16 protein-coding genes are annotated in these 24,844 nt (G+C 38.9%); 3 read left to right on the top strand and 13 right to left on the bottom strand.

Annotation, left to right across the window (positions count from 1 at the left end):
* Positions 1-30 precede the first annotated feature (30 nt).
* Complete coding sequence (locus tag CKW03_RS07735; RefSeq protein WP_093095554.1) at positions 31-357, bottom strand: hypothetical protein; 327 nt, start codon at positions 355-357, stop codon at positions 31-33.
* Positions 358-539: 182 nt separating this feature from the next.
* Positions 540-1,631: a helix-turn-helix domain-containing protein gene (locus CKW03_RS07730; protein WP_093095553.1), complete on the bottom strand. Its 1,092-nt coding sequence runs from the start codon at positions 1,629-1,631 to the stop codon at positions 540-542.
* Positions 1,632-1,863: 232 nt separating this feature from the next.
* On the opposite strand from CKW03_RS07730, the gene CKW03_RS07725 reads away from it, so the two are divergent.
* A complete protein-coding gene (locus CKW03_RS07725; protein WP_197700991.1) occupies positions 1,864-3,063 on the top strand; it encodes a YaiO family outer membrane beta-barrel protein in 1,200 nt (399 codons plus the stop codon).
* A 3-nt stretch (positions 3,064-3,066) separates the two neighbouring features.
* Here the strand turns inward: CKW03_RS07725 and CKW03_RS07720 are convergent, their stop codons facing one another.
* The 6 genes from CKW03_RS07720 to CKW03_RS07695 form a co-directional block, all read right to left on the bottom strand.
* Positions 3,067-6,465 (bottom strand): sulfatase-like hydrolase/transferase, encoded by a 3,399-nt coding sequence (locus CKW03_RS07720; protein ID WP_093095549.1) that lies wholly within the window; start codon positions 6,463-6,465, stop codon positions 3,067-3,069.
* 2 nt (positions 6,466-6,467) lie between these two features.
* Positions 6,468-7,535, bottom strand: a complete 1,068-nt coding sequence (locus CKW03_RS07715) for a HEAT repeat domain-containing protein (RefSeq protein ID WP_093095547.1) — start codon at positions 7,533-7,535, stop codon at positions 6,468-6,470.
* A 3-nt stretch (positions 7,536-7,538) separates the two neighbouring features.
* Positions 7,539-7,892, bottom strand: coding sequence for a response regulator transcription factor (locus CKW03_RS07710; protein ID WP_093095545.1), 354 nt, complete (start codon positions 7,890-7,892; stop codon positions 7,539-7,541).
* Between the two features lie 4 nt (positions 7,893-7,896).
* Complete coding sequence (locus CKW03_RS07705) at positions 7,897-11,799, bottom strand: response regulator (RefSeq protein ID WP_093095543.1); 3,903 nt, start codon at positions 11,797-11,799, stop codon at positions 7,897-7,899.
* Positions 11,800-12,114: 315 nt separating this feature from the next.
* A complete protein-coding gene (locus CKW03_RS07700; protein WP_093095542.1) occupies positions 12,115-12,798 on the bottom strand; it encodes a potassium channel family protein in 684 nt (227 codons plus the stop codon).
* 3 nt (positions 12,799-12,801) lie between these two features.
* Positions 12,802-14,187 carry a TrkH family potassium uptake protein gene (locus CKW03_RS07695; protein ID WP_093095541.1) on the bottom strand — a complete coding sequence of 462 codons (1,386 nt, stop codon included), beginning with the start codon at positions 14,185-14,187 and terminating at the stop codon, positions 12,802-12,804.
* A 278-nt stretch (positions 14,188-14,465) separates the two neighbouring features.
* Here CKW03_RS07695 and CKW03_RS07690 point away from each other — a divergent pair, with 278 nt between their 5' ends.
* Both CKW03_RS07690 and CKW03_RS07685 read left to right on the top strand, forming a co-directional pair.
* Positions 14,466-15,308 (top strand): mechanosensitive ion channel family protein, encoded by an 843-nt coding sequence (locus CKW03_RS07690; protein ID WP_093095539.1) that lies wholly within the window; start codon positions 14,466-14,468, stop codon positions 15,306-15,308.
* Between the two features lie 88 nt (positions 15,309-15,396).
* Positions 15,397-15,618 (top strand): hypothetical protein, encoded by a 222-nt coding sequence (locus CKW03_RS07685; protein ID WP_093095538.1) that lies wholly within the window; start codon positions 15,397-15,399, stop codon positions 15,616-15,618.
* A gap of 707 nt (positions 15,619-16,325) precedes the next feature.
* Here the strand turns inward: CKW03_RS07685 and CKW03_RS07680 are convergent.
* From CKW03_RS07680 to CKW03_RS07655, 5 genes are all read right to left on the bottom strand, one after another.
* Positions 16,326-18,776, bottom strand: coding sequence for a ThuA domain-containing protein (locus tag CKW03_RS07680; protein WP_093095536.1), 2,451 nt, complete (start codon positions 18,774-18,776; stop codon positions 16,326-16,328).
* A gap of 788 nt (positions 18,777-19,564) precedes the next feature.
* Positions 19,565-20,776, bottom strand: coding sequence for an MFS transporter (locus CKW03_RS07670; RefSeq protein ID WP_093095533.1), 1,212 nt, complete (start codon positions 20,774-20,776; stop codon positions 19,565-19,567).
* A gap of 40 nt (positions 20,777-20,816) precedes the next feature.
* The gene (locus CKW03_RS07665; RefSeq protein WP_093095532.1) at positions 20,817-21,956 is read right to left on the bottom strand and encodes an NAD(P)-binding domain-containing protein; all 1,140 of its coding nucleotides are present in this window, start codon (positions 21,954-21,956) and stop codon (positions 20,817-20,819) included.
* Positions 21,957-22,299: 343 nt separating this feature from the next.
* Positions 22,300-23,802 carry an acyl-CoA dehydrogenase family protein gene (locus CKW03_RS07660; protein ID WP_093095530.1) on the bottom strand — a complete coding sequence of 501 codons (1,503 nt, stop codon included), beginning with the start codon at positions 23,800-23,802 and terminating at the stop codon, positions 22,300-22,302.
* Between the two features lie 167 nt (positions 23,803-23,969).
* A complete protein-coding gene (locus tag CKW03_RS07655) occupies positions 23,970-24,839 on the bottom strand; it encodes a helix-turn-helix domain-containing protein (RefSeq protein ID WP_093095529.1) in 870 nt (289 codons plus the stop codon).
* Positions 24,840-24,844: the final 5 nt, after the last annotated feature.

The following is a 24,844-nucleotide window of genomic DNA, read 5'->3' as shown; positions in this document are numbered from 1 at the left end:
TAATTGAACTAAGCAATAAGAGCAGAAGAATTAATTTTCCTCTGCTCTTTCTTTTATCCCTTTTAAAGCTCTTTGCATATACACTTGAATCCCCATAACATCCCAATCAATTCCATCCTCCAGACATATCGCTTCTAAACACAACTTTGTTCCGAGTATGTTATCCTTCAACCGATAAGTATAATCTATATTTCTATCGATATCCCAATGCGTAATACACTTCTCTTTGTGGTCCACTATCAATTCCTTATAGATTTCAAACCCTCTTTCCCAAACCTTAATATGATCATATCGAACCAATAATTCTTCAATCAATTCTAAATCTGCATTGATAGCTATTTCTTGATAATACTTCATAAACTAATTTATTTACCCTTAAAATGAATCTGTTCAAGGGCCAAATTAATAGTTTACCAAGCTCATTATGTTTTGAGTTATAGATCAGAACAACAAAAGCCTATCCATATATAACACACTAATATTCTACACTTTACAAGTTCAAGTTTATAAATTAGCACCAATTAAATATTGAAAAACTGCTATTTCCTGGAATTTCTGAACTCAGAAGGTGTCTGTCCAGTAATATTTTTGAAAACGGTATTGAAGGCAGTCTTGGAATTAAAGCCTGAAGCATAGCCAATTGAAATCATATTATAGGGCATCATTGCTTCATCTAGCAATAACTCTTTCGCTTTATCTACTCGATACCTATTGATGAATTGAAAGAAATTCATCCCAAACCCAGAATTAATAATGTAGGATAATTGATGGATCGTTATCCCTAAGTGATTTGCTAATTTCAGTGAATTAAGTTCACTATCTAAAAACAACTCCTCCCGTATCATCAATTGACTTAATTTTTCTTTATAAACAGCCAACTCTTCATCTGACAAGAGTTTAATTTTTAGTTCAGTTCGATCCCCTTCATCCTCATCTGCCATATCCAAGGTTTCTTCTACATCGATCCCTTTAGGATAAATTTCCCCTTGACGCATTGAATAAAATGCCACTAAATAGAGTACAGCCAAGAAAAACATATTGATAATGGTATTGAGGTTACTTTCAGGAAATAATAGGTTATAGATCAGAATTAGAATCGAAGAAATTATGCAACTGTAAATAATGTATTTTATCCAGCGCAAATCAATGTTTAAAGTACTGGAAGAAAAGGATTGAATGACCTTTTGATGTTTCCTTACTTTGAGGTAGGCTAAGACAGTACACAACAAGGCTTGTACAAAAAACAACATCATCAATATCGTTTTATTATATCCTTGAGGATTCCCCTTCCCAATTATTAAAACACAAAGAAAGACTAGTGGTAATAAAAACAACAAGTAGTCTTTCTTCTTTAATTTATATTGTGGATTTGTGTAATAAAAAACGCTAATTAAAAAACTCAATGGAACTAAGAATTGAACAAATCGGAAAATGATATTGATTGAAATATTCGGGAATACATTATCTGGAAAAATCATTTCATCTAACCAGAAGGTAGACCATAATAAAACAAAAAAGCCAAACCAAATATTTGCTTTTCTATTTACTCGGATGGCATTACTAAAATTTAGAAAGGCCAGCAGAAACATCCCGCCAACGATCACACCTTTGATTATCAATTCTAGACTCATCCTTAAATCTTTAATTTGATGGTTAATTTATACCCTAAAGAAAAATAAAACAAACCAAACCCCAAAACTTATTGTTATGTTCACAATTTGTGATAATTTTTTTATCCTAAAATCTATTTGTTTAGACATAAATCCATTTAAAGAGATTACCTTTGTTCTCTATCGAGTCAATCTACTTATGAATCTAAAAACGCAACTATTAACTATTCTAGTCTTTTTTTTGAGTTTTGGTATGCAGGAGCTATATGCTCAGGAAAGCAATTTGAATGCTGATGAGTTGTTCCAAGCCGCTCGCAAAGAAGCATTTGACAACAAAAACTACCCCGCTGCAGTAAATTTAGCAAAAACAGCCTTAGCAAAAAACCCAGATTATACTGATATCTCTGTATTCTTGGGAAGGTTATATACTTGGATGGACAAGATCGACTCTGCTCGAATCGTATTCAAGCAACTTGAGGTCAAAGAAACCAAAGATCCTGATTTTTATTTTGCTTTTGGATCCCTTGAATACTGGGAAGACAATTATCCCGAAGCACTTCGAATTGTCAATAAGGGAATGACCTATGATGCAAAATCAATGGATCTTCTTTTGTTAAAATCCAAAATCGCGAATAGTACCAAAGACTATAAGACGGCTAAAGCAACTTTAGATGAAATCTTGGAAATTGACCCAAAAAATGCAGATGCCAGAACCCTTCAAATGGCCATTAAAGAACAGGTAGGCATCAATGAGGTCGGTGTCACTTACAACTGGATGTATTTTGACAAGCAGTTTGAAGACAATTGGCACAATATAGCCTTAAGCTATAAAAGAGGTACTCCAATCGGATCATTTATTTTCAGGGCAAACCTGGCAAACAAATTCGGAAGCAATGGAACTCAATTTGAACTAGAGGCCTACCCCCGCATTTCCAAAATGTTCTATATGTACCTAGGAACAGGTTACTCAAATAGCACAGGATTGTTCCCAAAATTCAGAACCGCAGCATCCCTTTATGCCAACCTTCCGGCAAGCTTTGAGGCAGAGGTCGGTTTCAGGCAACTAAAATTCACTGATAATGTTTGGATGTACACCGCATCTATCGGTAAATACTATAAAAACTTTTGGTTCAATGCCAGAACTTACCTGACCCCAAGTGAAAATAATATCTCTCAATCTTATGCGGCTACAGTTAGATATTACACCAAGGGCTCGGATGGCTATCTAGGATTTATCGTGGGAACAGGTATCAGTCCCGATCAAAACAGAGATTTCATGCTCTTTGACAACCTCTATAAATTGAAAACTTTTAAATCTGGACTAGACTACAACTTCAGTATAAAATCCAAGAATATATTCAACATCTCATCAACTTATTATAATGTTGAATACAAACCAAAAACTAGAGACAATCAGGTTGATTTCACCGTTGGATATAGAAGAAGATTCTAAAACCTATCGTTTAAAATAAGAAGTAAAAACACTGTCAGGCAATAGCTTCATTTTTGAGGTAAATTGCCTATTCATTTTTTTGAAGGTCTCAAACCTTTGGCTCAGCTCTTCAGCACTGGTTTTATTATCAATCCTATCTTCGCTCAGGTCCTTATTTAATTTATATACAGCTCCAGAGTTCAAATGGAGATCCGCAGAAACAAAATCAATCAACTGCGATTTACTCTGCATCATTGGAATCCCCAAGCTTTTTTTGCTAGCCCCAATATCCAAACCCTGTCCTACCCAGGTTACCTCATGCGGTACCTTCAATTGATAATTCTGTTTATAATAAGCTAGAATGGATGGGGCAAGATCAAAATGGCTGACTACATTTTGGAACCTTCTCTTTGTCTTTAATAAAGGCGAATAAACAATCAATGGTACATGGTAGCGATCTATCTTGCTCTGCAATGGAATCTCAGGCATACTGTGGTCTCCAGTAATGATGAAGATCGTATTCTTGAAATCACTTCGCTGTTGATAGGCCTGAAAGAAATTCTTCAAAGCATCATCCACATTCAATACCGAGATCAATTGCTTTCTATTTTCTAGGGCAAAGTTCTTTTGGATATTGTTCAACTTAATCTTCTGCACTCTTTGATCAAACATGGCAGCATACTTAGCCTCGTCGTTTATCAGAAAAGGATTATGGGTAGACAAAGTCAGGGCAATATGGAAATGTGGGTTATTCTTAGCCTGATCGGCCAATCTTAATTGATCCAACACCGCTTGATCCTCATAGCCCCAACTTTCACCATTACTGCTCGGGAGTTTCTTATAACCTTCTGGGAAGCTTTTCTCATCTACCAATCGATCAATTCCATTGGCATTCAGATATTTGCTCATGTAGTCGAATTCAGCATTTCCTCCATAGAAAAAAGCCGTCGAGAAACCGTTTTGCTTAAGAATATTGATCAGGTTAAAATGGTCCGGATATTCCTTTAATTCCAAAAATCCTGAATTCCCAAAAGGTAATGAACCAAGTAGCGTTGGAAGTACAGAGAAGGTCCTTCCAGAAGAACTTAGGTTATTTTCCCAAACCAAGGAACTATCCTTTAATGAACTTAAGAAAGGTGTAAAGTCTCCGATATAGCCATTTGGATTACTGTAGGCTTCTCCCAGTCCCTCCACGATGATAATGACCAGATTCGGCACAGAATCACTCTTATGGAACAAAGGTCCAAGCAAATCTTTGCTTTGGTCTACTCTCATAAAAGGGAATTCCCCAGAAAATTGAGCATAGCTAGCAGTAGATGAACCCATACCTAATCCTTCCTCGATATCCTCCAGTAACAACTTGGCATTGCTTTCCATAAAAAACCCAAGTTTACTTCTTTCAGCAGTTTCCAGAAATTCATTTTTCGCAGAGCTCTTCACCTCTTCCCCAATCGTTAGATAACCAAAGGCAAGGATCGCTAATCCCAAAAATACTGCTGCCAATTTACCGGAACCTTTGAAACGCTTACTCGATTTATAGAATACAAGGAACAGAACGCCTAAACCAAGAATTAAGATCAACACATTTAACCAATTCAACACCCCACTTGCCAACAAGATATTCTTTAACTCATCTGCAGAATAAAAGAATAGATCAGTACCCAATAGATTTCTGGACTCTGCAAAATAAAAAGCCAATACAAGTTGAGAGACTAAAATCAAACTCGCCAATGTATGAAGCGCAATCCTGGACAGATTCCTATTAAAAATTGCTAGAATAGCATAAATCACAAAGAAAAGGACAAGGATCACAAATCCAATCAGCACATTGTTCAACAACAGCACAAAGAATGAACCCAGCCCACTGAATTGCTGGATATTATGGCTGTAAATAAAGTATTCCAATATACTGAAAACCGAAATCAGGATCATAAAAACACTGGCTACGGAACTGAACTCACGGAACATGGATTTTGCTATCCGAATTGCCTTCTCCTTGAAGGTTTCATGGACTTGATCCGAGAACCCTTGCCTCTTCATCTCGCCCCAAGTATGGCCTTTCTTGAAATAATCGACCATTCCTCTGATTCCTGCCATCGTGACTATGGGATGAAAATAAAAGGGCTCAATTACTGCCGTCAGGATTAATTTGGTCAAATCCTTCCGCTTCGTATAGACTTGATAACTAACCAAGTCCACTGAAATGGCATAAATTGAATAGAGAATACTTGAAAACAAGACTAAAGCAAATAAGGCAAAGAAAAAAGTCCAATTCAAAAGACCCATAAAAAGAAATATCCAGAAAATAACATAACCTGAAAATTCAACCAATGGACCTAGAAACTCGAAAAAGAACCAATAAGGTAAACTGATCATACCCATCTTGCCATAACGCGGGTTGAACATCATTTTCCTGTGTTTCCATAGCGTCTCCATTGTTCCACGCATCCATCGGTTCCGTTGTTTTTTCAAAACAGCCTTATCCTCGGGAACCTCAGTCCAACATAATGGATCAGGAATGGTAATAACCTGATGGGGCAATTTATGCTCTTTCATGTACCTGCGCATCCTAACCACAAGCTCCATGTCCTCGCCTACGGTCTTCGGATCATAACCTCCACTTGCAAGCACAATCTCCTTGTCAAAGGCTCCAAATGCACCTGATATCAAGATCAAGCCACTGGCTCTGGACCAGGCCATTCGCCCTAATACAAATGCTCGGATATATTCCAATGCCTGACTTCTACCCAACCAGCTCTTTGGCAAATTAACCTCAACGACCTTCCCCTTCTCAATCTTACAATTGTTCGCTAGACGGATTGTACCTCCACAAGCTATCAAACGCTTATCAGTCTGCTCCATAAATGGTTTAGCCAACCTCAAAATAGCATCCTGCTCAATGATACAATCCACATCAATACAGACGATATACTCAGCCTTCGAAATATTGATCCCTACGTTTAAGGCATCTGCCTTACCACCATTGACCTTATCGACAACTATTAATTTCTTAAATGCCGGGTTCTTACTCTTGTAAACCTGCCGTACTTCTTTGGTCGGTATATTTCCAGGAATTATATAGGAAACCTTTTCTAATTGATATGCTTCAATCAGCCTGTCCATAGAATCATCCTTAGAACCATCATTGACAATAATGATCTCCAGTTTATGGTAATAAATGGATAGTAATGAACGAACATTTTCCACCACGGTCATCCCCTCATTATAGGCAGGAGCAATCAAACTGAAACTTGGTGCATTCGGATTGGAAGCAATTATGGAATAATCCGTAAAGATATTTCCATGCTTATAGCGCAGAACTGCACCGTAGGAAAATAGAGCAATCCAGGTGTATACACTGAAAATTCCAATGGAATAAAGTAAGAATAACCAAACTATGATTACATAGATAATTTCCGCCATAATTAGGATTTTTTCTGAAGAGCGTGATTTAAAACCATCAAAGTAGGATCCTCAGGAGCCAACTGATTACTTAAGTCTATTAAATATTTAAATTCTCCCAAATTCGCTAGAGCTTCAGCTGCAGAAACCTTAACCCGATTGGAAGGATTTTCCATTAAGTTCGATTTTAAAAAATCTAATTGATCAAAGGCCCTCGTCTGCCCAAATCCCTTGAGGATTTCAAGCTGTAGGTCTTCTTGCATTTTGCCATAATATATCGCCAATAGCTTGGAGGTATCTTGCGAATCCAAACTGAAAAGAGTTTTTATGGCATCTTTTATTATTTGCTCATTATCATCTCCCAAGAGACTGATCACCTGATCATGCAACTCGAAAATTTGAAATTTACGAACCAGCTTCAAGGCAAAATGCAAAACCGATGGATTATTGGAACCCAACCATTTGCTTATCTTTTCAACGGCATTTTTGGGTAAAGATTTAATATTGTTCAAAATCCGCAACTGTTGCCAATTTGAAAGAATCCCCTCACTTGAATCTAAGAAGGACAAACCTTCAAAACCATTGAAATAAACCATAGCATATTGCACCTCATGCTGCACATTCATTTTTCGATGCTGTAGTTTTGATTCTATTTCGGGTAAGGCTTCCCGAACGTTCATAATCGTCAAAGCCTGAATTCCACGAGCAATTAAATGCCCTTTATAGCTTCTGAGTAAACTATAAGATTCTTGATCTAACTGATACGAATAAAAGACTTTTTGCAGCACAGCAGCAGAAACTCCAGAAAACTTACGATCTGCTTCTATGAGTTGCCCTAAGAAGAACCGCCTGAAATTCTCATGCTTAAGCAATTCCGATAAATTAGGATCAATATATAAATCCTTATGGTTCCCCTCCACGATTACTTGCATCAAGTATTCGTTCAACATATTCTTCCAATATTTTCTATTGATTTCCAGCTTATATGCTCGGAAACTATAGATAAGTAAGCCAAGCGTAAATAGGAAAACCAAAATCAATATGGTTAGAATTCCTAATGTCAACTCATGAAGGGTAAACATTTTTTCCATAGGCTATTTCAGCAGTCTATTTACTCGAATGATCAATTCATTGGGACTGAATGGTTTGACCATAAAGTCTGATGCTCCTAAATCAAAGGCTTCCAGAACAGTCTCCTCTTGTCCCATACTGGAAAGCATGATAATAGGGATCCTCTTTTCTAAATTCTTCAGTTCGGAAAGGATTTCAATACCCGAAGCAAAAGGCATCATGATATCACTGATAATAAGGTCGATCTCTTCCTTATTCAACAGATCGATCGCTTCCATTCCGTTCCTTGTCAAAATAACTTCGTAACCCTCTTTTTTTAGTTTATGTTCGATAGTTTTGAGGATTAATTCATCGTCTTCAGCTAATAACACAACCATTTCTTCACTCCTTTATATCAATTAATAATTTCTGTAATATCTCTACCTCTAATAACACCTTGGGCAAATGCTCCCATACCTCAATCCCTCTAGAAAACTGACTGTCCAATTCAACCAACATATGGTTCAATTCTGTCAATCCGGCACTTCCCGAAGTTCCTTTCAATTTATGCAAAACTCGACCTAATAGATTTTCATCGCGGTCTGCTATCAATTGCTTGATATCCATTTCCTGCATTTGCAGTTCTTGGATGATCAATCCATAAAACTGTTGCTTAAATTCAGGATCAGAATCTGTGGCTTCTTCAATCACATCGAAATCAATATGTTTTACTTCATTTATTTTAGATAGGCTTTTGTTTGCTGCCTGGAGCAGGGATCCATAAACCACATCCTTAAAGGTCTCAACCTTGATAGGTTTGGTCAGAAAATCATTGACACCGACCTGTAAACATCTTTCCCTTTCGCCCACTACATTCCCCGCAGTAATCCCGATAATGGGTACATTTTTATATTTCTTAATCTCCCGAATTCTTTTGGTTGCTTCCAACCCATCCATTACTGGCATCTGAATATCCATTAGGATCAGATCAAAATGTTTCTTTTCACAAGATTCCACTGCCAATTTCCCATTCTCTACACATTCTGTCTTACAATGAGGCAGGATATTCTCGATCAAGCGATTATTCAAGGCCATGTTAACTGGATTATCATCAGCAAGCAGGACTTGATAGGACTTGTTGAAAACCTTATCCTCCTCATTGCCCTCTGCAACTTGCGCTTCATTAAGTGATTTATTGCTTTCTGAATCCTTTCTCAAGATCCGGTATAGATCTTCAGAAATAATGGGTTTAGTTAGAATAAAAGAATTTGGTTCTTGACGGAAATGTCCGATATGTTCTTCATCATCAGATGACGTATGCAAGATCAAGATGGGTAAATCCTCTACATTTTGCTTGTACAATTCCTTGATCTTAGAAATGGTTTCCAGTCCATTCAAGATTGGCATTCTATAATCCATCAATATCACATCAAATCGCTTTCCAATAGATAGCAGCTGTAAGGCTTCAAAACCATTTTCAGCCGTTTCGGTCTCTACACCTTTATACGCCAGCATGTGCTCTAATATCAACCTATTGCTCGCATTATCATCCACGATCAAAGCTGTCTGAACCGCTAAATTATGTTCAGCCTCAATGGGATTTTCATAAGGTACTTCTATCTCAAAAAAGAACTCTGAACCTACGCCAACTTGACTTCTTAAGGACAGGTTGCTACCCATATAATTCAAGATATTATTGGAAATCGTCAATCCCAATCCAGTTCCACCAAATCGTTTGCTAACCGAACTGTCTTCTTGGATAAATGCGTCAAATATCCGTTGCTGTTTTTCCTCTGGGATTCCAATTCCGGTATCTCGAACTGTAAAACGCAAACCTACCTTTTCTTCATTTTTATAAGTTTCCTCAACCCGCAATTCGATCTCCCCTTTTTCAGTGAACTTTACCGCATTCCCCAAAAGATTAATAAGGACCTGCTTAACCCTAGATTCATCAATATAGATCATGGTTGGCAAACCTTGCTCTATATTCAGCAAAAGCTCAATATCTTTATTTTGGGCTTGATAAAGGATCACATGGATGACCTGATTTACTAATTCATATAGGTTGTATTGATCGATATAGAATTCAAGCTTGCCAGATTCGATCTTCGAAAAATCCAGGATATCATTAATGATCGCCAGTAGATTACTGCCGGATTCATTGACATATTTTAAATACTGCTTTTGTAAATCGTTTAGTGGGGTCTTCAATAAAAGATCGGAAAAGCCTATAACCCCATTTAATGGGGTCCTGATTTCATGGCTCATATTAGCCAAGAATTCTGATTTAGCCTTACTGGCTAGATCGGCAAGCTGCTTCGCCTTTCTTAATTCCTCGTTGTTCTCAACCTGTTCGGTGATATTCTGTGAGAAAATGATGATGCCCCCGATGGTTTGGTCAGAAATTCGCCATGGTCTGACTTCCCAATTATAGTGTTGGTTTTCTGCAGCTCCCTCGACCTGAACAACTTCATCCACATTTTTATATGGGACTCCCTCCAATGCACGCTTATAGATCTGCTTCCTACTTTCTGGAACATTCGGAAAGAGCTCAAAGAGATTCCTCTTCTCTTCCGAATTCTGACCTTGATGGAATTCTTCAATCCATTGCTGGCTGAGAGCCAAATAATTAAGATCAGTATCAAACATGGCTACTGCAGCCGGAACATGCTTGACAAAGGTTTGAAGCATCGCTTCTTTTAACTCGATATCTAAATATAGTTTCTTGCTCTGATCGATATCCTGTATAATCCCAAATACGCGTTCACAGCGCCCTTCGATAATTTCCGGAATACCTTTAATCCTGACCCATATTTGTTCAGCATTAGCTTTTCTCATCAGCATTTCGAAATCATAGGAATGCCCAGTCTCCATGGCTTCAGCAAACTTACACTCAATAAATTCTCGCTCAGCAGGATCGAAAAAAGAGAACACATTTTCCATATTGGGCTCAAAATCTTCTGATACCCCGTGGATTAAACGGGTAGAGTCGGACCAATAGATTTCATTTTTCTTCACATCCACTTCCCATCCACCTACCTGTGCTACGGTATTGGTTTGTTCGAGAATCTGTTTGGTATGCTCCAGATCCTTCTCTAACTTAATTCTATCCGTTAGGTTCAATGCTGAGCTGACAATATACTTCTTCCCATTCTGATCTTTCTCCAGCATATTGTTATATAACCAATATATCCACTCTCCAGTCCGTTTCTTCAACACCATCATGCCGGAGTCCTCTCCGTTTTTTAGGATCCTGTCCAAATAAGGCTGTATGAGCGATTTGTTTTCTTGTGGTACTAAATCCCTAAGGTTTAAGTTAGGAATCTCCTCCAATTCATAACCTAGGACTTGTCTACCCTTCTCATTGACTTCCAAGATATTCCCATGAATATCATGCATGCTGGTCAAACCAATCCCATTTTCAAAGAAATTCCTAAAGCGTCTTTCGGAGACCTCAAGCTTGACCCTTTCTGAATTTTCCTTGGTCATATTTCTGCCAAATGCAAAAATCTCTTTATTCTCCTGCCCATGCTTCAGATGCCAATCTATGGTTACCGATTCTTCCTCTGATAGTGCAGTTTGGGTTTGCACCATGACTTCTAAATCTGAATTGGAAACTGATTTTATTTTCGATGCGATCTTATTATCCCTAATTTTCAAGACCTCTAAAAAAGGAAGGTCACTGAAAGCTAAGATTGGAATCTGCAGCAGATCTGCAAACGCTGGATTTACTTCCTTTATCGTAAAGTCTTCATTCAGTACACAGATCATGTTCTGCGTCACAGAAAGGATATCTTTGAAATAACCAGCCTGGTTTAATTTTCTCTTTGCCAAAAGCACCGATAGGGCAGCTTTAGCTAAGTCCTGAAGTTCCTTTAATTGTTGTTGGTTCAAGGTTTTCGGATGGTAGTCGATGACACAAAGTGTCCCTAATGCATGGCCACGTTCGTCCAATAGAGGTACACCAGCATAAAACCTGATCTGTCCCGCTATGATAAGTGGATTATTGGCAGTCCTAGGGTCCAAAAAGGTATCCTCGATCATCAAAGGTTCCTCACTCAATATGGTATATTGACAAACCGTGTTCTTACGATCTACCGTATCTAAATCAAGACCAATACAGCTTTGTATTCGCTGTTGGTCCTTTTCCATAATGGCAATTATAGATGATGGGCAATTCGTAATTCGACATGCCAGTTCAGCAAATACATCGAGTTCCGGCATTTTCCCAATAGCAATCAGTCCAAAAGAATATAGGATATTTAAACGCTCCGATTCATTTTCCGGGACAATAGGCATGCTCATACAATATTGGTAGATTAATAACTAATGCAAGATAGTTATTACTTATGTTATAACTTCTTTTTTATTAATTTAAACCATAAAATTGCCATATAGTTCTAAAATTATTTTATCATTTTAAAAAAAATTAACAAAACTAAAATCATACTGAATAAATAACTTTCATATAGCAATATATTAGCGCTTTTAATAACAGAACTGAAACGCTAGAATATTCTTTGCCGATAATCCAAAATCTTATTTCAGCCAAGCCTCAATCCACAAAAAGAGGGATGCAAAACATCCCTCATAAAATCCTGTATTTAACAAAAAACTATCCTATTTCAAGAATTCCTTAATGTTTTTATTGCTTCCATAAATCACAATAATTTCACCTTCCTGTAACATGGTATCAGGCTTTGGAATTCCATGCAAAATCGTTGTGACGATCCTGCTTTTCCCAAATAGGGTATCTCTTTCAGCACTTTTCAGGATAGTTAGCACCAAGATTTCGTATTTTTCCCTGAAGCCAATTTCCTGTATGGTTTTTCCGACATATTGCTGGGGAATAATAGCCTCTACAATGCTATAATTGGCGTTTAATTCAAAGGAATCCACCAGACCTGATAGACAGAGCTTCTTCGACCAGCGCTCTGCAGTCTCTTCTTCGGGATGTACAATTTCCGTTACGCCGATCGCATTCAATACTTTTTCATGCAAAGCATTTACTGCCCGGCTCACCAATCGCTTCACTTGTGCTTCTTTACACAATGCCGTGACCATGATATTCGCGCCTTCATCCTCGCCTATGGCTACGATGACCACATCGGTATTTTTCAAGGGCAAAGAATGGAAAGCACTCGGTTCGGCAGCATCAAGTGCAATGGTATGTGTGATTTTTTCTTTCAATGCGGTAATTCGCTCCAGTCTCAAATCCACCCCAATCACCTCATTCCCTTGGGCGGTTAGTTTCATGGCCAATGAGGCTCCAAAATTCCCTAATCCTATGATGATAAATTTCATTGCTTAATTTATTGTAAGTTCTTCTTTTGCGTATCTATAATTTGTGAATTTCACTTTCTTGAACATGGCAATCATGATGGTCAGCATGGTCACCCTACCTATGAACATCAGTATGATCAGGGTAATCTTACTCCCAGCAGATAGCTTTGCTGTAATCCCTAAGGTCAATCCCACTGTACTATAGGCGGAAAAACATTCAAAAGCGATTTCAACCAATGTACATTCAGGATCAAAAACGGAAATGGAAACTATGCAGCAACCAATCACAAAGAGTGATAAAGTCATGATGGCAAATGCCCGTTTAATGGTAATCCCGGCAATTTCTCGTTGAAATACCTCTACCCTTTCTTTTCCTTTTACCAAGCTCAAGATATTCAATACAGCAACCGCAAAGGTACTGGTCTTGATACCACCTCCTGTTGAATTTGGAGACGCACCAATCCACATCAATAGAATAATGAACAAAATACTATAGATATGCAATGATCCATAATCAATGCTGTTATAACCCGCCGTACGCGGTGATACCACCGTAAACAGTGCTGTCACAAACTTCCCTATGCCCTCATGTGTCACCAAGATATTATCATATTCCAATATAAAGATCAATATCGTGGCAAAAACTGTAATGCTCAATGTAGTGATCAAATTGATCTTACTGTTGATATTGATCACCCAAGGCTTATAATCGAATTCCCTGTATGCTATTTTTTTGAAAATCCGATTGAATACGTGTTTTAGGTATTTCAATATATTGATAACAATAGGAAAACCCAATCCACCAAAAATAATCAATATGATCAGGACCATCTGGAATGCATAGTTATGGATCACCAAAGGATTGGTCAGGCCATCCGGCACTACGGAGAATCCAGCATTACAAAAGGATGAAATCGAATGAAAGACCGAAAAGAACAAATGCTCCAGAAAGGATTGCTCCATCAATTTTGCGGTAAAAAGAAAAATAAAAATAGCTCCCACCAGCTCTATGGAAAAAGTAATTATGATAATCCTTTTCAGCATCAAAAAGACTTCGCCTAATTTCTCGTTATTAGAAAAATTACTGGTAGCGATTTGATTTTCATATGTGCTTGCGCCCTTGAAAAAATAAGCGAAATAGTTGGTAAAGGTTAGGATTCCTAGTCCTCCGATCTGGATCAATAGGATTATAATAAAATGGCCTATTGGGGTAAATGCAGTCCCCGTATCTAAGGTGGTCAATCCAGTGACACAGACCGCACTGGTCGCTGTAAAGAGTGCATCGATGAAATTGATAGGAACCTGTGTTGAAAATGGCGCCATCAACAATAAACATCCAGTCAAAATGATCATAATAAAACTGAACGTAAAGAGTTGCGCAGGGTTATAGAATGCTTTAACGTTTTTCATATTTTCAGCGTGCAGGCAAAGTAAGGATAATTTCAAAAAAACTGCAATAATTCATCAAACCGACGCTAAAATTGCTTATAGGTTTATTTTTTAGTACCTTTGTATCACATTTATTAAAAACAAGTGCAAATTAGCATTCTTAATTTGCATCCAATCCCATACTATCTTTAACGCTTCGAGGTGATTAACCATGGGATTTCTATTGTTCCCTGTAAGGGATCATCTTATGTTTCAAACTGAATATTTACTAGTAATACGCACAACAAAAACAGAAAAAAATGCAAGACGCAAATTTGAATGGTATTGAAAACAAATTGGAAAAATTTATTGACAGCGCAATTGCTTACGCGCCAGTATTATTGAGCTCTTTGATTTCAGCCGCCCTTGTTCTCTTCTTAGGCCTATGGCTCATCAAACTTTTTGGAAAACTTTTAGGAAAGATTTTCGAAAAGCGTGATGTTGACCCTAGTATCAGAACTTTTTTAGGCAACTTATTGAATTGGGTCTTGAAAATCATGCTTTTTATTGTTGTTGTCAGTCAATTAGGGGTTCAGACATCGACATTTATTGCAGTGATTGGTGCGGCTGGTTTAGCAATCGGTATGTCCTTGCAAGGTTCCCTATCCAACTTCGCTGGTGGAGTGTTGATCCTGTTATTCAAACCATTTAGGGTTGGCGATTATATCTCCTCATCTTCCGGTGTGGATGGAACCGTTAAAGTCATCGATATTTTCAATACCAGATTAGTAACTCCGCAAAACCAATTGGTCATTATCCCCAATGGCGAGCTTTCCAATAGCAATATCACCAACTATTCTGAATTGGGAACTCGTAGGACCTGGTTCAACATCGGTGTCGGCTATGATACCGACCTAAAGGCTGCAAAAAGATTATTATTGGATACCGTTTCAAAAAATGAATTTGCATTTAAAGAACCCGCACCAGATGTGGTGGTCACCGAATTAGGAGATAGTGCTATTAATCTCTCTGTCCGCGTCACGACCTCCAACGAAAACTTCTGGGCCATGCAGGAACAATTGATCATCCAATGTAAAGAAGACCTGGACAAAGCAGGGATCGAAATCCCATTCCCACAAACCGATATTCATATTAAGAAGTAAAAAAAGGGATTGTTGGGGAGTCTTTCGTATATAAATGTATTAAGAAGGGAAAAGGGATTATTGGATAGGCCTGGTGATTTGAACCAGGATGGAAAGGATAAGAGGATGGACCAAGATCTTTTCCGATGGTCGAGCGCAGTCGAGACCCGGCACAGGATCATTGTTGGCATTATATTCAACAATAATTTCACCAAAATTCGTAGGGGCGTATCGCATACGCCCGCAACATGGATTTGAACCAGGATTCCCTTCGACGGTTATCGAAGCCGAGATGCCGCTCGATATCCATCGAAACCAGGCACAGGATTAAAGGACCAAGATCATTTCCGAAGGTCGAGACCCGGCACAGGATTCAAAGGACCAAGATCTTTTCCGATGGTCGAGCGGCATCTCGGAACCGCTCGATATTCATCGAGACCCGGCACAGGATTAATAGACCAAGATCATTAGCGCTATATTCAAACATGGCACGTTAGCCCGGAACTATCCTAAAAACCTTTCCCTTGCCCTTTCCGGTGTCATCCTGACGCAGGAAGGATCTCGGAACTATTCAAACCTCCCCTTTATTCAAAAACAATGATGATTCCATTAGCGAACAGGTCCTACACCGAAGGTGTAGGATGACAAAATGTAGTGGACATTTTCGTACAGATTCTTCACTCATCGTTCAGAATTGGATATTCATGTGAGGGATTCAGAGCGCAGCGAAGAATCCATTGTTGTTTTTTTTTAAGAATCGGTGTCATCCCGAAATCGTAAGATGAGGGAACTATTTTTTATTGTTTTATACCCATAAAGGGGATTTTCGGAAAAATATTTCACCCCCTCTAGGGGTTAACCGTTTAACGCCTCATCCTTCTACAAAGATTCCACCCACGCTGTGGGTTTTCTACAAACATTTCAACTTCCTAGAAATTCTCCAACACCCCCACCCTTTCCCCCATAAAAAAAGGAGCAGCCAGCCAGCTACTCCAATTTTTTATATCCCTGATCAATCAGGGTAGTTTCAACTAATTCTTATTTATGCGATAGAATCCAAGTTACGATTTCATCTAGATCAGCATCTTTCATGTTAGGGTGTGCAGCCATCGCTACTTCTCCCCAAACACCACTTCCGCCATTCTTGATTTTCTTCACAAGGATGCTATGGGCATCTTTATTGTCTTTGTAATGTTTGGCGATCTCCACATAAGAAGGTCCTACAGACTTCTTATCCAAAGCATGACAAGCCTTACAATCTGATGCTTCAATCAAAGCCTCACCTTTAGGTTTGCTACCTTGTTGGTGACCCATTGGTCCAGCCACGCTCGCATCGCCATCAGCTCCTTTATTGGCAGCATGATCTGCCGAGGCTGCTACGAAATCGACCCTTGAAATACCTGCATCTGGGTTCTTGCTGAACCAGCCACTTCCGTACTCCAATACATAGAACTTACCATCTGGGCCAACTTCCATATCAATTGGACTATTGAACTTAACACCGCCCATAAATGGCTCCATCTTATCGAAATCACCGTTAGGCAACATCGTTACTGCTTTGAACCATCCACGAATCCAGTCATAGATAAATAATTTACCATTGTAATAATCTGGATAGCGGGTTTCTTGCGGGAACATATCGGTATAATAGATAGGACCTGCCATCGCATTACGACCGCCAGAACCTACTTGAGGGAAATCAGGTGATTCAGCATATGGATACCAAATAAATGCCGGCATAGCCTCTGGCAACTCCCTTAAACCTGTATTGTTCCTTGAATCATTGATTGGCTTCTTCGGATCATAAGCAGCACCCATTTCTCCAGTCTCATAGTTATAAGCATGGTAAGCATAATTGTTTCCTACGAAATACGGCCAGCCAAAGAAACCAGCCTTACGGGCTTGGTTAACCTCATCATAGCCACGTGGTCCTCTGTTCAAAGAATCTTTATTGGCATCTGGTCCAACTTCTCCCCAATACAAGAATCCATTTTTCTTGTCAATGGAAACTCGATATGGGTTTCTGTTACCCATTACATAGATTTCAGGCCTAGTTTTTTCGGTTCCTTTAGGGAATAAGTTTCCTGCAGGAATATCATAAGTACCATCTTCCTTCACTGTGATACGCAATACCTTTCCACGTAAGTCATTGGTGTTTCCAGAAGAACGTTGAGCATCATATTGCTCATGTCCTTCCCTTGAATCCTTAGGTGAAAATCCGTTGCTCACATATTTTTGGTTTGGCTCATCAAATGGTGTGGAGTTATCTCCTGTAGAAATAAATAAATTTCTATCCTTACCAAATGCCAATGAACCACCTGTATGACAACAGATATCACGTTGAGAATACAATTCTAAAACCACTTTCTCAGAAGCCATGTCCAATTTATTGTCTTTAAAGACAAATCTTGAAAGCCTATTTACCGAAGTATCTTTAGGACTGTAATAAGCATAGATATAATTGTTCTTTGCAAAATCAGGGTCAGCGGTCAAGCCCATAAATCCTTCTTCTGCATTGACGTTTGGAACCTCTGTTTTATGATAAACATCCAATAGCCCAACTTGGGTCACTTTATTCGTTTCTTTGCTATATAGCAATAGTTCTCCACGACGTTGCGCAATCAAGATATCTAGATTAGGCAAGATAGCCATCTCGGTAGGTTCGAAGAATTCTCCTTCTGCCAAAGTAACTTTCTTGAATTGATCAGCAGCCGGAACTTGTAAAGTCTTTGCTTTTTTATAATCCAGTTCATAGTTCTTACCGATAGCATATTGGATACCGCCAAGGATATGCTTCAAGAAATTCGGGTCAGAATATTCAGCATCCTCATGTCCCAGTCCGGTATAGAATGAACGTCCACCATCATATTCCTGGTACCAAGCCACTGGAGCTTGCTCCATTTCATCCTTATTCGGGAAAACAGATTTATCAACGGTCATCAAGATTTTCAACCCTTCAGGTTGTTTCTTGAACGTGTACCATTCATCTGTAATTTCCCAAGGATCAGGAAGACCTTTTGTGGAGGGATGACTTTTGTCGACCAGGGTTAACTTACCCTGTTTCAATTCAGGCTCTGATCCAAAATATCCACCCAGTAAACGACCGTACCAACCCCAATCCGTCTCAGAGTCAGCCGCCGAATGGATTCCAACAAAACCACCTCCAGCTTGAATATAGCGCTCGAAATCAGCTTCTTGATAATTGTTTAAGACATCTCCAGATGTATTTAAGAATACAACTGCTGAGTAATTCTTCAAAGAATCCTCAACAAATCGATCTGCATTCGAAGTGGTATCCACGACGAAATCGTTCTCTAGACCTAATTTTTGAATGGCTGCATTGCCCTTTTCAATAGAATTGTGATGAAAACCTGCAGTTTTACTGAAAACCAATACCCTTGGCTTTCCAGATCGTTTTTGTTGACAAGAACTCAGGACCGCTACCAATATTAGCAGAAGAGAAATCTTGGATAAACAATGTTTAATCATATTTGAGTTTATTAATATTTTTTGTGTTTAGGTTTCGCTAATCCGTTTTACCAAATTAACAAATGTCAGTCAAAAAACAAATATGCAATTATTTATTTCAGTCTAAAGAACTGCATTAAAAAAATTACATCTGAAAAGAGGGATTTGGTTGAGGGTAAAATGCTAAGGATTGCTGGGAATTTGGGAGTCCCCAACAGGGGTAAAAAATTTATAGAATCGAGAATTGGAATATAGAAAACCCCCAGAGGTGGTGGAATCTTTGTAGAAAGGTGAAGCGTCAAAAGGATAACCCACAGCGGGGGTGAAATATTTTTCTATACCCTTTAAATGGGTTGATAATGAAAAAAATAGTTTCCTCACCTTACGATTTCGGGATGACAGCCATCCTTAAAAAATAGATTCTTCGCTGTGCTCTGAATCCCTCTCTGGGCCATTTCCCATTCTGAACGGGTTGTGAAGAATCTGTACGTGTCGTCAGCGTCATAACCTGTCATCCTACACCTTCGGTGTAGGACCTGTTCGCAAATGGAATTATAATTGTTTTAGAATAAATGGAAGGTTTGAATAGTTCCGAGATCCTTCCTGCGTCAGGATGACCCCGGGAAAAAAAAGGGTTTTAGGATTAGTTCCTTGCAAAGGTGCCATGTTTGGAGATAACGAATGATCTTGGTCCATCCTCTCATCCCGTACCCCGAGCGGAGCCTAGGGGAATCCTGGTTCTTCCCCCGATCTTGGTCTATCCTCTCATCCCATTCATCCTGGTTCAACCCCGATCTTCCTCAAATCCCCTACAAATACTTCCCTTCTACAATTTTATTCACCCTATACATCAATAAGATACAGAGCAAAATACTCACAAAGGTAATCCAACCTAATAACTGGAAATTCTCAAATCCTTGGTTCCCCTCTTTTTCGATCAAAACTATACCGCCAAGAATTGATGCAATCCCTCCACTGGATTGCTGGATGGCAGAATTGATATTCATAAAGGCTCCGCGTTCGCTTGCTTCTGGAATCGCGGTGATCATTGCTGTTGCACTGATAATTCTAGAAGACACGAACAACATCATACAACTAAATGCCACTGCAACCATAAATAAATTGCCTGCCGGAACGTTAACAAACCAAATAACACAAATTCCCGCCAATAAACTTCCCGTTACAAACAACTTATACTTTCCCCAAGAATCACTTAATTTCCCGAAAAAGGGTGATCCAACCAGGGTTGCAATACCCGCTGCGAAAAAAACATAGGGCAATTGATCTTCCGCATAATTCAGGTCGAATACCAAATGCGGCGTTATGTATGGTTGTAGGATAAATCCTCCTGTCGATAAGAAAAAGGTCGTGGAAAAGGCTACCAAATACTTTCTATTGGTAAAAACCCTTCTGATCACTTGGAAATAACTGCTTTTCTCACCCTCAAGTGTTTTGGATGGAATAGGTTGCATATACTTCAATAACATGGCGATATTGACGAGACCTATGCCTACAATAAAATAAAACGGAACATGCCAAGACCAGATATGTGCTAAATAGAGTCCTAGAGGAATCCCTAAAATCTGGCTAGCTGAAAAAGCCATTTGAATGAAGCCCATAACCCTACCACGGACTTCATATCGAAAAAAATCTGTTACCGTCGCAAAGGTAATACCTGACATAACACCTCCAAATACACCAGCCACAATCCTGGAAACCAGCAGAAAATAATAAGAAGGTGCTATCGCACAGAAAACTGTCCCAATAATAAAGCCCACGTACATCATCAAAAGGATGTTTTTCCGATCAAAGCGATCGATAAAACCAGCCAATAAGAAACCCGATGCACCTGCACTCAGGGCATAGGCGGAAACTAAAATTCCAAATTGTTTGGTAGAGATATTCAAGGAATCGATCAACTCAGCACCCAATGGTGCCATGACTGCAAAATCTAGCACAACGGTAAACTGAACTATGGTCAACATCGCGACCAATAGGGCTTCGTATCGGGAAAAGGTCATATAAAAAGTTAAGTTCTCAAAAAATGTATCTGTTCGGCACCTATTTTAATTTCAAATATGCAATCAATTCTTTTGCGGCTGCACGCCCTGCCCTATTCGCACCAATGGTCGAAGAGGAAGGTCCATATCCCGTAAGATGGATCCTTGGATCTTGGACAACCTCAGTGGCCAATGATCCCCCCATTGTAATACCGCCTTGTTCATTTTTTAAACCTAATGGATCTAAATGGTCCAAGGAATGTCGAAACCCGGTATTCCAAAAAATAACATCAGCTTCCATTTCGGTCCCATCCTCCCATTTCACCCCTTTAGCGGTAATCTCCTGGAACATGGGCTTCCTATCCAAAACGCCTGTCTTCAACATATCCGCAATAGCTGGCGTGATCGGTAAACCAGTTACAGAAACAACAGAATTTGGAGGCAATCCCATCCGTACCCTTTCATCGACCATAGCCACAGCTTCTCTTCCTAATTCCGGATTAAATTCATAGGGCCTAAAATCCGGTGGTCGACGAGTTACCCAAGTGGTTTTGGTTACTTTGGATAGCTCTCCTAACAATTGGACCGCTGAAATCCCACCTCCCACGATGATGACATGTTTTCCAATAAATTCTTCGGCATTTTTATATTCACCAGTGTGCAACTGCCTGCCCTCAAATTTATCCCAACCCGGGTATTTTGGACAATGTGGAGTTTTCCAGGTACCAGTAGCATTAATAATGCCTCGAGCCGAAAATTGCAATCCATTGGTATGGATCAAAAACCTTCCATTTCTCTCAGTCACTTCCAGTACATTCACCGGTCGGATTACTGGTAGGCCGAAAGTTTTTTCATATTTCTCATAATATTGTGGTAAGGCCACATTGGCACGCAATTCCTTATCATCCCGATTGACAGCTTCTGAAAAGCCCATTCCAGGCAAATCATTGATTCCATTGACATTGCTCAAGGTCAATGAATCCCAGCGATGTTGCCAAGCTCCTCCTGAGCCAAATTCATCGTCCAATACCACAAATCCCTTTCCCGGTTCTATACCTTCTCTTTTGAGATGATATGCCGCCGATAATCCCGCTTGCCCTGCTCCAATGACAACAATATCAACCTTATAGAAAACATCCAGTTTCCCATTGCCATTAAGAGATGTTGTAGCCGCAGTACCAGCCTTACTTTGATTCGCCATACTTACTTAACAATAGTAATATTCAATAGATTGTTTAACCTATAGCTAGTTTTTTTGTTTGATGGAATAAAAATATCAAAGATTTAGAAGAATGGTATTTTTCAGGGATTTTCCTGACATAATTATGGCTAATAATATAGACCTCATTCGAGACTCATTCGAGGCATATTCGGGAATGCTTCGGTTAGTATATTAGCTTCCTTTAAGACATTATGCAAAAATTCGGAACATGTCTCGAATGAGGTTAAATAGAAAAACAATATAAAAAGCCAATCTAAATTTTTGGACATAAAAAAAGCTGAGTAAATATACTCAGCTCTCCTTGTTGTATTTGAAATTGTTATTAAGAGACAAAATTCATCCAATCCGAATTCAAACCATATTCTACCAGTGGATTAGCGCTGTTTTTGCTAATATATTGGCCATGGAACATGGTCAAATCCATCAAGATATGCTGACGGGTGATTTCTACTAGTTCAGCATTGAACCCTTCCATTTGAATGACGAATTGGAAACTGATTACTCTAGCGATCATTCGACCTATGGTCACCATATCACGTTGGTTGATTCCAGCTTCTAAATTAAAGTTCAATTGCTCCTTGAAATAAGCTGCACTCAGATTAGCAGTTGGATAGTTTTTCAAGAATTCATAAAGATTAGCCTCCTTCGCTTTACGCATCATCTTGCTAATACCTTCAGCAATCTGTGCATACAACATTTCATTGGACCCTTCGAAAATCTGGAATGGGCGACTATCAACCACTGATCTTCCAGCGATATGATCTAATCGATATCCATTTGCACCTGCTAATTGAAGACTGATCTGAGCAGACTCTTGCATCAAATCGGTAATCAATGCTTTCAAGGTATTGGCTTCAATACTTAATCCCGAAAGATCATTTTCGATTCCGCTGGTCGCTACTGAATAGGCACACATACCTGAACAGATAGCAAAGGCTGCTTGGATTCTTGAAATCTGATATTTAACGGAATCAATGTTGATCAATGGACTTCCGCTAACAATTCTGTTTTGGCAATGTTGCAAGGATTCATCAAGTAGACGCTTGATAAAACCTAGGCCCATACCTGGAAATTGCAATCTACTTCGGTGAAGCATATCCAACATCAATTTGATCCCCGTACTTTCTGGAGTCAATTTTTGATCTTCTGGAACGACAACGTCTATTTGATTGATACCATAAGGAATGGCATATAATCCAAGGTTGTTATAGCGCTCGACCATTGGGATATGTTGTTCAGGATTACTGTTATCCGTCACAAAGAAGTCGATATCGCGGGTCAATTCACCTGTTGGGGTGAACTTACGTGCCGTAACCAACCAGAAATCTGCGGCGCCGCTCAATCCTTGCCAGTGCTTTTCACCTTTGATCTTATAAGAGTTACCGATTTGCTCGTAACCCGTTTTCATATTCAAAGCATCGCTACCGTATGCTTTCTCGGTGATCATTAGACCACCCATTGCATTGTTTTCAATAAATTCCTTGAACACTCTTTCTTGCACCGAGTAATTCCCGTATTTGGCAACAGGCTCCAAGAATAGAGCGATATTGATACCGAACATTAAGGAAAGTGCCAAAGATTCATAAGAAGCTGCAGACAGAACTCCTAAACAATCTTTGACCGCTACTCCTCTTCCTCCATGTAGTTTAGGAATAGCCACCGCCAGAGGTTTTTTCTTCATGATCTCCGCAAGGAATTCAGCTGGAAAATCACGTTTCAAACTGATTGCTGAATAATCAAATTCTTCTCTGAAAAGGTGGTATAAGTGTTTTCTGAATGATGAAATATAGTTTTCAAAATCTATATTTTCTATAACTCCGTTCATACTATTTTTATTTACAATTAATTCTGAGCAATTTATAGGATTGCCCTTTTGAGTTAAACAAAATGGCTATCATAAAACTCAATTGTAAAATTAGAGGGAAATGGAGAAAATCACTATGAGGAATTCGTCTATATTTAGGACAAATCGTGCATGAAAATAAAAATAGGCTAATTTATTGTCTTTCGGTATTCAGTTGGTGATATACCAACAATCTTTTTGAATAAACGAGTAAAATAAGAAGGATCATCAAACTCCAATTCATAGGCAATGCTGGCCACACTTTTATTGGTTTCCAACAGCATTAATTGACTATGGATAATGGCAACTTCAAGGATGAGCTGCTTGGAGGATTTCTTGAACACTGCGGAAACACATCTATTTAAATAGTTTACAGAGACAGCCAACATATCAGCATAAAAATTGACCGACTTTTCCTTATTATAATGTAAATGAACCAGTTGCTTAAAGGATATGGCTATCTCCTGGCGCCTCCCTAAAGTTTTATTGGAGTCAGAAATCTTAATAATCTTTAACATCACCGTTTTAAAAATACTTTCATAGTATTCTTTATAGGGTTTATCCGTATAGATTTCCTTGTACAAAAGGTCTAGCAGTTGATTTAATTCTACATCATCTATCTTATTGAGATTCAATAAAGGCGAGATAGTGAATATATTGAGGATTTCCTGCTCCCTGAACAGTGAGGTCATGGCTTGTTCTTTGATCAACACACAATATCCCTGGGCCGATTTATCCACGGAATCGATGGCAGAAATATTGCCATAATTAGAAATTAGCACAGAAGGTGCCTGTACCATAAATGAGGTGGATTCGATCTGATGTTTGAAATATCCCTTGTTGATATAGATAAGAAGATTATAGCCAAAGAATATAGGCGGAATAGGCGTTTTTAGATAAGGTGCGATATCGCGCAATGGAAAGATCTTGATCGGAGTATGTATATAGGTCAAGTGTTTAAGGCTGCCCCCCATAAACTTCTCTACGAACTCATCAGCACTGATTTTATTCTTTTCCATACCTT

Source organism: Sphingobacterium mizutaii (assembly GCF_900187125.1).
In the GTDB taxonomy this organism is placed as follows: domain Bacteria; phylum Bacteroidota; class Bacteroidia; order Sphingobacteriales; family Sphingobacteriaceae; genus Sphingobacterium; species Sphingobacterium mizutaii.
The sequence above is the reverse complement of the archived record's forward strand: the minus strand, read 5'-3'. Positions and strand labels throughout refer to the sequence as shown.